Here is a 10,284-nt window from a genome sequence, read left to right on the forward strand (position 1 = left end):
CGATGCCATGGCCGCCGCGAAATCCGGTGCCCAGCAAGGTGATCCGATGGCACTGCGGGACAGGTTGATCGTCGAGATGTTGTACGCCACCGGAATTCGGGTGAGCGAGCTGTGCGGTCTGGACATCGACGACGTGGACACCGGGTATCGCGTCGTCCGCGTCCTCGGGAAGGGCAACAAGCAACGCACCGTGCCCTACGGGATGCCGGCCGCCGAGGCGCTCGGCGCCTGGCTGACCGACGGACGTCCCGCTTTGGTGACCGCGGAGTCGGGTCCGGCGCTGCTGCTTGGCGCGCGGGGCCGGCGCATCGACGTGCGCCAGGCGCGCACGGTCGTGCACCAGACCGTCGCCGCGGTGGACGGCGCCCCCGACATGGGGCCGCACGGGCTGCGGCACAGCGCGGCCACGCACCTGCTCGAGGGCGGGGCCGACCTGCGGGTGGTCCAGGAGCTGCTCGGCCACTCGAGCCTGGCGACCACCCAGCTCTACACGCACGTCGCGGTGTCGCGGTTGCGGGCGGTGCACGACCAGGCCCACCCGCGCGCCTAGCGGCCTCCGAGTGTGCACAGACGGCGCCGAGTGTGCGTCCGGGGCGCCCTGAACGCACACTCAAAACCCAGGAAGCACACTCAACTCAGAGGTTTGAGCCGGAGCCGAACCGACTTCAGCAGGCCCAGCGGATCGACGTAATGTGCGCCCGACGCTGGACCCCACATCGCGCCCCAGTGCAGACACGCCCCTCCTTGAGAGGCCCGACAGCCCGCGTGCCCGGCCACCAACTCACCGAGCACGGTCTCAGACGTCACCGCTTGCCCGGTCCGCACGACCGCCTGGACCGGCTCGTAGCTGGTGTGCAATCCGCCCGGATGGGCCAGCGACACCACCGGGCGTCCGGCCAGCAGCCCGGCGAACACCACCGTCGCGGCGCCGGCGGCATACACCGGCTGACCAGGGGTTCCGGCCAGGTCCACGCCGCGGTGGCCTGGTTTCCAGTCGGGTGAGGGGGCGTCGAACGTCCGCGCGACGGTAGGCGGCGGCCGCAGGGGCCACTCCAGTCGGGGGTCATCGGCCGCCGCCGGAGCAGCGCCGACCAGGCCCACCATCAGGATCAGCGCCATCCACCGCATCCGGGGAGTCCACCGCGGCGCCGACCCCGGCGCCAGCCAAACACGGCCGAAGCTGTGGAAAAAGCACCCGCAGATTCGGTGTAAACTGCTGGTCGCAGCTCGCTTGCGGGCTGACTTCGCGCGCCTGTACCGCGTCTCCCGTTCCATTAGGAGTTCGCACCGCATGCCGGGCGGTCCCGATTGACAGGTTTGTCAGCGGGTTCGGCATCGCAGCAGACGCCAGGGCCCGGCATCACCCGATGCCAGGCGACAACCGACACATGAAAGCTGGGCTAACCATGGCCGTCGTGACCATGAAACAGCTGCTTGACAGCGGCACCCACTTCGGGCACCAGACCCGTCGTTGGAACCCCAAGATGAAGCGGTTCATCTTCACCGACCGCAACGGCATCTACATCATCGACCTGCAGCAGACGCTGACCTTCATCGATAAGGCGTACGAGTTCGTCAAAGAGACCGTCGCGCACGGAGGCACCGTGCTGTTCGTCGGCACCAAGAAGCAGGCGCAGGAGTCCGTCGCCGCCGAGGCGACCCGCGTCGGCATGCCGTACGTCAACCAGCGCTGGCTGGGCGGCATGCTCACCAACTTCTCCACCGTCCACAAGCGGCTGCAGCGCCTCAAGGAGCTCGAGGCGATGGAGCAGACCGGTGGCTTCGAGGGCCGCACCAAGAAAGAGATCCTCGGTCTGACCCGCGAGAAGAACAAGCTGGAGCGCAGCCTCGGCGGTATCCGCGACATGGCCAAGGTCCCGTCGGCGATCTGGGTCGTCGACACCAACAAGGAGCACATCGCCGTCGGCGAGGCCCGCAAGCTCGGTATCCCGGTCATCGCGATCCTGGACACCAACTGCGACCCCGACGAGGTCGACTACCCGATCCCGGGTAACGACGACGCGATCCGCTCGGCGGCGCTGCTCACCAAGGTGATCGCCTCCGCGGTCGCCGAAGGCCTGCAGGCCCGCGCCGGAGTCGGTCGCGGCGACGGCAAGCCCGAGGCCGAGGGCGCCGAGCCGCTCGCCGAATGGGAGCAGGAGCTGCTGGCATCCGCGACCACGACGGCAACTTCGACAGCCACCACCGATGCCGCTGGAGGCGCACCCGAACTAACCCCCACGGAAGGCTGATATGGCGAATTTCACCGCTGCCGACGTCAAGCGGCTCCGGGAACTCACCGGTGCCGGAATGCTCGACTGTAAGAACGCGCTCGGCGAAGCCGACGGTGATTTTGACAAGGCGGTCGAGGCGCTCCGGATCAAGGGCGCCAAGGACGTCGGCAAGCGCGCCGAGCGGGCCACGGCCGAAGGCCTGGTTGCGGCCAAGGACGGCGCGCTCATCGAGCTGAACAGCGAGACCGACTTCGTCGCCAAGAACGCCGAGTTCCAGAAGCTGGCCGACGAGATCGTCGCCGCGGCCGCCGAGTCCAAGGCCGGCGACGTCGACGCGCTGAAAGCCGCTGTAATTCCTGGAGGCGGGGCGCCAACTACCGTCGAGCAGGCCATCGCGGACCTGTCGGCCAAGATCGGCGAGAAGCTGGAGCTGCGCCGGGCCACGTTCTTCGACGGCACCGTCGAGACCTACCTGCACAAGCGCGCCGCCGACCTGCCGCCCGCGGTGGGCGTGCTGGTCGAGTACAGCGGTAGTGACGCCGAGGCCGCGCACGCGGTCGCGCTGCAGATCGCCGCGCTCAAGGCGAGGTACCTGTCCCGCGACGACGTCCCCGAGGACGTCGTGACCAGCGAAAGGCGCATCGCCGAGGAGACCGCCAAGGCGGAGGGCAAGCCCGAGCAGGCGCTGCCCAAGATCGTCGAGGGCCGGCTGAACGGCTTCTTCAAGGACGCGGTGCTGCTCGAGCAGCCGTCGGTGTCCGACAGCAAGAAGACCGTCAAGGCTCTGCTCGACGAGGCCGGTGTGACGGTGACGCGGTTCGTCCGCTTCGAGGTGGGTCAGGCCTAGCAAGACCGGCGGGCTAGCGTCGAAGCCATGCAACACCTGCATGCGTTCGGCGACGACGCCCTGGGTGAGCTGGACGCCGTCGGCCTCGCCGAGGCAATCCGCACCGGTCACCTCGGCAGGGCCGAAGTGATCGAGGCCGCCATCGCGCGTACCGAGGCCGTCGACCCGGTCGTCAATGGGTTGGCGTACGCGGCTTTTCAGCAAGCGCGAGCGGCCGCCTCGGCGGCCCCGGTGAGCGGTGTGTTTAGCGGGGTTCCGACGTTCATCAAGGACAACGTCGACGTCGCCGGCCAGCCCACCATGTGTGGCACCGACGCGTGGACGCCGTGGAACGCCCACGCCGACAGCGAATTCACGCAGCTGTTTTCGGCCACGGGTCTGACATCCGTCGGCAAGACGCAGTTGTCGGAATTCGGGTTCAGCGCGTCGGCCGAACACCCGCGGCTCGGGCCGGTCCGCAACCCGTGGAACACCGACTACACCGCCGGGGCGTCATCGTCGGGATCGGCTGCGTTCGTCGCCGCCGGAGTGGTGCCGATCGCGCACGCCAACGACGGCGGCGGCTCGATCCGTATCCCGGCTGCCTGCAACGGACTTGTCGGGCTCAAACCGTCGCGTGGCCGGCTGCCGCTGGACCCGATGCTGCGCCGGATGCCGGTGGGCCTTGTCGCCAATGGCGTGGTGAGCCGCTCGGTCCGAGACACCGCGGCGTTCTACGCCGCAGCCGAGCGCATGTGGCGCAATCCCAAGCTTCCCCCGATCGGCGACGTCACCGGACCGGGCAGGCAGCGGCTGCGGATCGCGGTGCTCACCCGCTCGGTGCGACGCGAATGCAGCCCTCAGGTCCGCGAGCTGACGCTGAAGTCGGCCGGGCTGCTCGAGGAACTGGGCCACCGCGTCGAACACCACGACGAACCCCCGGTGCCGGCCAGTTTCGTCGACGATTTCGTGCTGTACTGGGGCTTTCTGGCGCTGGCCCAGGTTCGCGGTGGGCGACATGTCTTCGGCAAGACCTTCGACCCCGGCCGGCTGGACAGCCTCACGCTTGGTCTGAAACGACACACCAGCCGCAACATTCACCGGCTTCCGCTGGCGATCGCGCGTCTGCGCCGGATACGGCGGCGCACCACGCGTTTCTTCCAGTCTTACGACGCCGTGCTTACGCCGACCCTCGCCGACGAGACGCCGCACATCGGGTTTCTGGCCCCGACGGACTATCAGCAGGTCATCGACCGCCTGATCGATTGGGTCTCGTTCACTCCGCTGCAGAACGTCACGGGGGACCCGGCGATCTCGCTGCCACTGGCCCAGTCCGCCGAGGGCATGCCGGTGGGCATGATGCTGTCGGCCCATCTCGGGCAGGAAGCCGTCTTGCTCGAACTGGCCTATGAGCTCGAAGAGGCGCGGCCGTGGGCGCGCATTCAAGCCCTCGACCTCCACTGATGGCGGCGACCCGCTTCGCCCGGCTTCGCCGCCCTCGCGATCGCCGCTGGGCTGATGGCGGCGACCCGCTTCGCCCGGCTTCGCCGCCCTCGCGATCGCCGCTAGCCGTCCGACCCGAGTTTCTCGAGCATTCTCTTGAACTCGCGCTGCTGCGTCTCGGTCAGCTTGTTCAGGATGCGGGCGTCGGCGTTGTGCACCGCGCTCTCGGCGCGTTTGAGCAGGGAGCGCCCCTGATTGGTCAGTGTCGCCGGCAACGCGCGCCCGGAGGACACCGACGACGGCCGGGCGACCGCCCCGATGTCTTCCAGCTTGCGCAGCACCGTGTTCATCGCCTGCGGTGTGACATTGCCGTGGCGGGACAATTCCGCGCTGGACATTCCGGGGGACATCGAAAGAAGGCGCAGGCAAACGAATTCCGGGAGTGTGAGACCGAGCGGGCCCAATACGGCGGATACTTCCGGGCGCAAAGCGGCTCCCACTCGATAGAGCAGGTAACCAAGCGGAGCGTCTTCGACCTGACCCATGTCAACGATATTGACATACTTCATAGGTTCCAACGCTCTCATTCGACGGTTGAGGGCGAAGTGTTGCCTTGGGGTGCGGAGCTTGTTTAGGCCCGAAGCACCGGGCGCCCGAACCCATGTTGCGCGCGTTACTCTCGGCGAACTGAGTCAATTGCCTCAGTGATGGGGTATTTCCGGCGAATGGGCAGGACCTGCGCTGACCCGCAGCCATCCGCAACGAGACGATCCGCGCCCTGCGCGCAATGCCGCCGGAGACCTTCACCCTAGCGACTTTACTTGCCTAAACACCTTGCCCAGCAACTAAATTGGTGGGAGCGAAGTCCTGCGCGATACGGCTCGGGGAATGGGCCCCTGACTTCTCGCCGAAAAGGCTGATGGGCCAGGCCAAATGCGAAGGGCGTCCCAACTGTTAGTCATGTGACGAAACGCTAGTGATGATGCGGTTGTAAAGAACTGATGCGAAAGGCGTTGTCGCACAAAATCGCTCCGACCAGCGGTTAAACCGGCAAGTATTCGCATTTGCCGGCCATTCATGTTTATCGAGAACGGCAAAGGGCTATTGAAAGGCCACATGGTTATTGCCCTTCGGGGGGGCGATTGCTGACACGAAAGGAATGAGCATGAAGCACGGTAAAAGTGCTGTAAAGACCAGTATTGTCGCCGGGGGAATAGGGGCGGCAGCCGTAATCGCGGCAGCAACAGCATCTGCTGCGCCGAACATTCAGGGATTTGGGACCAGCCAACAGCTCGTCGACGGTCCGATGATCACCGATTACACCGTGAGCAACCTGGAGCCCAGCAACGCCGCCATTCCCGGCTACACGCCTAAGGGAACGCTCTACCAGGCGGACATCACCGCGAGGTCTGATGGCGGCCTGGTGACGCCGATGGTCAACGACTTCATCGCCCGTGGCCCGAATGGCCAGAACTACCGGGTGATCGACAAGGTCGGTGCTCCCAACGGCCTGAACCCTGCGCCGATCTCGCAGGGCAACGAGTCGACCGGGACCCTGTACTTCGATGTGACGGGTGCGCCGCCCAACGGCGTCGTCTACAACGAAGGGACGCAAGACATCCTGATCTGGACGTCCAACATGCAGGGGGGCTCGGCGCCTAGCACTCCGAGCGCCAGCCCGGCACCGGGTGCACCGCCCGCGCCTGCGGCCCACACCTGATCCGTTCGCTGATTTCTCCCCGCGTCAGTTCTCCTGGCGCGGGGAGAAATGCTTTTTGCGGGAATCACGCGCGCCCAAAAGGGGTATCCCGCCCCCATGAGTAATCCAGATCACAGGCCGGCCAAGGTGCGGGCGCAAGCCAAGGAAAACGCCGCGCGCGCCCGGGCATCGATGGAGGACCAGCGCAGCGGCCAAGACGGCGGTCTCGCCGGCTGGGTCGCCCAGCGCGCCGGGCAGTGGGATCTGCGCGGCCAGGACGAGCTCAGTCTGCAGCGTCAGAAGTTCCTGTGGAATGTGTTGGTGGACTACTGGTTCCGGATGGAGATCGACGGCTGGGAGAACATTCCCAGCCCGCCCGCACTGCTCGTCGGCATCCACTCGGGTGCGCCGTTCGTGTGGGACGCATGGACCGTCGGGTTGCAATGGTGGCGACGCTTCGGCCAGGACCGGCCGTTGCACGGCACGGCGCACGACGCGTTGATGGCCATCCCGCTGTTCGGGCGCTATTTCCGGTCGATGGGCGTGCTCCCGGCCGCTCCGGACGCGATCGCGACGGCATTGGCCGAGGGGCGCGACGTCGCGTTGTGGCCGGGCGGGGAAGTGGATTCGCTGCGGCCGTGGGCGGAGCGTGACTGCGCCAACCTCGCCGGTCGAAAAGGCTTCGTGAAGATGGCGATTCGCGCGGGCGTGCCCATCGTTCCCATCGCAACGGTCGGTGGCGCCGATGCCATGCCGGTACTGTTCCGCGGCGATCGCCTGTCGAAGGTGCTGCGGCTCGACCGCGTGCTGCGTCTGAAGGTCTTCCCGCTGGCCGTCTCCCTGCCCTGGGGGATTGCGCCGGCGGCGTTGCCGCAGCTGCCGCTGCCGGCCAAGATCAGGACCCGGTTCATGCCGGCCGTCGAGCTGGACCACGACCCCGCTCGCGCCGAAGATGACGACTACATCGACAGCAAGTACCACGAGGTCGAAGACTCCATCCAGGAGGGCATGGATGCCTTGGCACGCAAACGCGCCCTACCGCTGTTCGCCTGACAACGGCGCGAAATGCCTTGTCTCAGTCCGCGATTGAGGGTGGCGGCGCGGGGGGAGTCCCTGGCGTCGAGTCGCTGAGGATCCACTCCGGCGACGGGGGCGTCGCCGCCATGTAGCCCACGCCACGAACGGTGTCCACCATCGATTTGTGTTCGGCCCCAAGCTTTGTCCGTAACCGCCGGACGTGGACATCGACCGTGCGGACACGACCCGTGCAGTCATAACCCCACACCTCGTGCATCAAGCGGGTGCGGGTGAATGCCCGACCGGCATGCTCCACAAGGAAACTGAGCAACCGGAACTCGGTCAGCGTCAGGCCCAGGTCTTTGCCGCCGAGCGATCCGGTGAAGCTTGCCGGATGCAGCTGCAGCTCACCGAATTTCAAGGTGCCGTTGATTGCGCTGCGGCGCCGGCTGACTGCCAGCCGCAACCGCGCCTGCAACTCGTCGGCGCTGGTGTGAGGCAGCATCACATCGTCGAAATGCGACTCGGCGTCGACCGTCACACAGTCCGCCGGCGCGACCAGCGCCACCGTCGCGATGGCGGGAGTAGTGGTCGTCACCCGGCGGCAGGTCGTCTGGGCCGCCGCCGGGTCGGTGCGCGCATCGATGATCGCGACGTCGGCGCTGACGTAGTCGTCGTCAACGTGGTCAGTCAGCGGAATGCAGCGCAGAGTTTGAGAGAAGGACGTCAGCGCCGGTAAAGCCGATTCGAAGTCATCCGCATCGGTCAGTACCAGAACATCCAACGACATCTCCAAACCTCGCCAGGCCCTTGTACCCCCTACGGCCGGGTTGAAATACCCACTCGCAGGCCAAACTATGCAAATTGAGACGAAGTTGCACAGGTGCAAAATAGACGATGGGCCCGGCCTGTTTCACAGGCCGAACCCATCTTGGAGGCAAGCTACTGGTTGGACTTCTGACGCTGCTCAGCGGCCTCGGCGCCACCGCGGGCCGCCTCGGCTTCAGCTTCCTTCTTCGCCGCTTCGCGCTGCGACTCCGCCTTGTCCTGCTGGGCTTGGCCCTCGCGAGTGAGGTCATCCTGACCAGTCACCGCGCCGACGGCCTCCTTGGCCCTACCCTTGACGTCCTCGACGACGCCCTTCACAGCTTCCGCAGGTCCCGACTTGTTGTCCGCCATGGAATTACTCCTCCTCGTTGGCGTACGTGAGCGCCTCGCGCTCGATGCCGATCGCCGAGGCGATCGATCCCGGTCACACGGCAGAATCGGCCCTGAGTCTTAAGGCCGGTTGTTTGCCCGCCGCTCGCAGCGGATTCCCCCTGCCGACCTCCGCTCAAACATGCGACGGCGTCAGGTAATGGGCGCGAAAGTTGGGCCAGTTCGCCAAGTGTGCGCATAATGCATCCCGCCAACGCCGCATTGTGCTGCGATGGGGCAGGATGTGAAATGCCGTTCCGGAGCAGACCTCCCGGGATGGCAATCTCATGCGAGGAGTCTGATGACGGAGCCGCCGAACACCGACTACGGCATCCAGCCGCCGGGACGACCCAAGTACTCGAGGGTGTTGCTCAAACTCGGCGGCGAGATGTTCGGTGGCGGCCAGGTCGGGTTGGATCCCGATGTGGTGGCGCGGGTAGCCCGACAGATTGCCGAGGTGGTCCGTGACGGCGTGCAAGTCGCCGTCGTGATCGGTGGCGGCAACTTCTTCCGCGGCGCACAGCTTCAGCAGCGCGGCATGGAACGCACCCGGTCGGACTACATGGGCATGCTGGGCACCGTCATGAACAGTCTGGCGCTGCAGGACTTCCTGGAGAAGGAAGGCATCGTCACCCGGGTCCAGACCGCGATCACCATGGGCCAGGTCGCCGAGCCCTACCTCCCGTTGCGCGCGGTGCGCCATCTGGAGAAAGGGCGCGTGGTGATCTTCGGCGCCGGCATGGGGTTGCCCTACTTCTCCACCGACACCACGGCCGCACAGCGGGCGCTGGAGATCGGCGCGGAAGTGGTGTTGATGGCCAAGGCGGTCGACGGTGTGTTCTCCGCGGATCCGCGGGTCAATCCGCAAGCCGAATTGATCGCGGCGATCAGTCATCGCGAAGTCATCGACCGAGGTTTACGGGTGGCCGACACAACGGCATTCAGCCTGTGTATGGACAATGGCATGCCGATCCTGGTGTTCAACCTGCTGACCAATGGGAATATCGCCCGTGCGGTCGCCGGTGAGAAGATCGGAACATTGGTCACCACTTAAGGGGAAGACGCAAATGATCGCGCCGGCGACGATGCACAGCGCAGCGATGAGGAGGAGCGCCGCACATGATTGACGAGGCACTCTTCGATGCCGAAGAGAAAATGGAGAAGGCCGTCGCGGTAGCCCGCGACGACTTGTCGACGATCCGAACCGGTCGCGCCAATCCGGGGATGTTCTCGCGGATCGTAATCGACTACTACGGCACCGCCACTCCCATCACGCAGCTGGCCAGCATCAACGTGCCCGAGGCGCGTCTTGTGGTCATCAAGCCCTACGAGGCCAGCCAGCTCGGCGCGATCGAGACCGCGATCCGCAACTCCGATCTGGGCCTCAACCCCAGCAACGACGGGACCCTCATCCGGGTGGCCGTGCCGCAGCTCACCGAGGAACGCCGGCGGGAGCTCGTCAAGCAGGCCAAGGGCAAGGGCGAGGACGCCAAGGTGTCGGTGCGCAACATCCGCCGCAAGTCGATGGAAGAGCTGCACAGGATCCGCAAGGACGGCGAAGCCGGCGAGGACGAGGTCGGCCGCGCGGAAAAGGACCTGGACAAGACGACCCAGCAGTACGTCACCCAGATCGAAGAGCTGGTCAAGCACAAAGAAGGCGAGCTGCTGGAGGTCTAATGGCCTTCGCAGCAAACATGTCCGTGGCAACTACCGGCGCAGGCACCCCGCCCGGCGAGCCCGCGCGCGAGGCCAAGACGCGTGACGCGAAGACGCGTGAGGCCAACACGCGTGAAGCTAAAAAAAGTACGGAGCAGCCGGCGAGGAAGACGTCCCGGGCGGGACGCGACCTGCGCGCCGCGATTGCCGTA

11 protein-coding genes and 1 pseudogene are annotated in these 10,284 nt (G+C 66.2%); 8 read left to right on the forward strand and 4 right to left on the reverse strand.

Annotated elements, in window-relative coordinates:
• Positions 1–550 (forward strand): tyrosine-type recombinase/integrase (locus JOZ00_RS12510; RefSeq protein WP_293344270.1); only part of this gene is annotated, 550 nt, incomplete at its 5' end.
• An 83-nt stretch (positions 551–633) separates the two neighbouring features.
• On the opposite strand, the pseudogene JOZ00_RS12515 reads toward JOZ00_RS12510, so the two are convergent.
• A pseudogene (locus JOZ00_RS12515) lies at positions 634–1,113 on the reverse strand (M23 family metallopeptidase); the annotation flags it as partial.
• A gap of 293 nt (positions 1,114–1,406) precedes the next feature.
• Between JOZ00_RS12515 and rpsB the strand changes: the two are divergent.
• From rpsB to JOZ00_RS12530, 3 genes are read left to right on the forward strand one after another with little or no spacing between them, the layout of a single operon-like run.
• Positions 1,407–2,252, forward strand: a complete 846-nt coding sequence (rpsB, locus tag JOZ00_RS12520) for a 30S ribosomal protein S2 (protein ID WP_293344280.1) — start codon at positions 1,407–1,409, stop codon at positions 2,250–2,252.
• Between the two features lies 1 nt (position 2,253).
• A complete protein-coding gene (gene tsf, locus JOZ00_RS12525; protein ID WP_293344271.1) occupies positions 2,254–3,081 on the forward strand; it encodes a translation elongation factor Ts in 828 nt (275 codons plus the stop codon).
• Positions 3,082–3,108: 27 nt separating this feature from the next.
• Entirely contained in the window at positions 3,109–4,524 is a 1,416-nt protein-coding gene (locus JOZ00_RS12530; protein ID WP_293344272.1) for an amidase, read from the forward strand.
• Positions 4,525–4,625: 101 nt separating this feature from the next.
• On the opposite strand, the gene JOZ00_RS12535 is transcribed toward JOZ00_RS12530, so the two are convergent.
• Positions 4,626–5,048: a MarR family transcriptional regulator gene (locus JOZ00_RS12535; protein WP_293344273.1), complete on the reverse strand. Its 423-nt coding sequence runs from the start codon at positions 5,046–5,048 to the stop codon at positions 4,626–4,628.
• 620 nt (positions 5,049–5,668) lie between these two features.
• On the opposite strand from JOZ00_RS12535, the gene JOZ00_RS12540 reads away from it, so the two are divergent.
• Together JOZ00_RS12540 and JOZ00_RS12545 are read left to right on the forward strand one after the other, a co-directional pair.
• On the forward strand, positions 5,669–6,223 hold the full coding sequence (locus tag JOZ00_RS12540; RefSeq protein ID WP_293344274.1) for an MPT63 family protein: 555 nt from the start codon (positions 5,669–5,671) through the stop codon (positions 6,221–6,223).
• Between the two features lie 96 nt (positions 6,224–6,319).
• On the forward strand, positions 6,320–7,255 hold the full coding sequence (locus tag JOZ00_RS12545; RefSeq protein ID WP_293344275.1) for a lysophospholipid acyltransferase family protein: 936 nt from the start codon (positions 6,320–6,322) through the stop codon (positions 7,253–7,255).
• Between the two features lie 22 nt (positions 7,256–7,277).
• Here the strand turns inward: JOZ00_RS12545 and JOZ00_RS12550 are convergent, their stop codons facing one another.
• A complete protein-coding gene (locus JOZ00_RS12550; RefSeq protein ID WP_293344276.1) occupies positions 7,278–8,009 on the reverse strand; it encodes a response regulator transcription factor in 732 nt (243 codons plus the stop codon).
• A 152-nt stretch (positions 8,010–8,161) separates the two neighbouring features.
• Positions 8,162–8,398, reverse strand: coding sequence for a CsbD family protein (locus JOZ00_RS12555; protein WP_293344277.1), 237 nt, complete (start codon positions 8,396–8,398; stop codon positions 8,162–8,164).
• A gap of 319 nt (positions 8,399–8,717) precedes the next feature.
• Here JOZ00_RS12555 and pyrH point away from each other — a divergent pair, with 319 nt between their 5' ends.
• Positions 8,718–9,470 (forward strand): UMP kinase, encoded by a 753-nt coding sequence (gene pyrH / locus JOZ00_RS12560; RefSeq protein ID WP_293344278.1) that lies wholly within the window; start codon positions 8,718–8,720, stop codon positions 9,468–9,470.
• Between the two features lie 65 nt (positions 9,471–9,535).
• Entirely contained in the window at positions 9,536–10,093 is a 558-nt protein-coding gene (frr, locus tag JOZ00_RS12565; protein ID WP_293344279.1) for a ribosome recycling factor, read from the forward strand.
• The last annotated feature ends 191 nt before the right edge of the window (positions 10,094–10,284 follow it).

The sequence above is a fragment of the Mycobacterium sp. genome (assembly GCF_019243155.1).
Lineage (GTDB): Bacteria > Actinomycetota > Actinomycetes > Mycobacteriales > Mycobacteriaceae > Mycobacterium.

Excerpts from the sequence above, each read along its gene's own strand:
- rpsB (WP_293344280.1), top strand. The coding sequence starts at position 1,407 with ATGGCCGTCGTGACCATGAAACAGCTGCTTGACAGCGGCACCCACTTC.
- tsf (WP_293344271.1), top strand. The coding sequence starts at position 2,254 with ATGGCGAATTTCACCGCTGCCGACGTCAAGCGGCTCCGGGAACTCACC.
- JOZ00_RS12530 (WP_293344272.1), top strand. The coding sequence starts at position 3,109 with ATGCAACACCTGCATGCGTTCGGCGACGACGCCCTGGGTGAGCTGGAC.
- JOZ00_RS12535 (WP_293344273.1), bottom strand. The coding sequence starts at position 5,048 with ATGGGTCAGGTCGAAGACGCTCCGCTTGGTTACCTGCTCTATCGAGTG.
- JOZ00_RS12540 (WP_293344274.1), top strand. The coding sequence starts at position 5,669 with ATGAAGCACGGTAAAAGTGCTGTAAAGACCAGTATTGTCGCCGGGGGA.
- JOZ00_RS12545 (WP_293344275.1), top strand. The coding sequence starts at position 6,320 with ATGAGTAATCCAGATCACAGGCCGGCCAAGGTGCGGGCGCAAGCCAAG.
- JOZ00_RS12550 (WP_293344276.1), bottom strand. The coding sequence starts at position 8,009 with ATGTCGTTGGATGTTCTGGTACTGACCGATGCGGATGACTTCGAATCG.
- JOZ00_RS12555 (WP_293344277.1), bottom strand. The coding sequence starts at position 8,398 with ATGGCGGACAACAAGTCGGGACCTGCGGAAGCTGTGAAGGGCGTCGTC.
- pyrH (WP_293344278.1), top strand. The coding sequence starts at position 8,718 with ATGACGGAGCCGCCGAACACCGACTACGGCATCCAGCCGCCGGGACGA.
- frr (WP_293344279.1), top strand. The coding sequence starts at position 9,536 with ATGATTGACGAGGCACTCTTCGATGCCGAAGAGAAAATGGAGAAGGCC.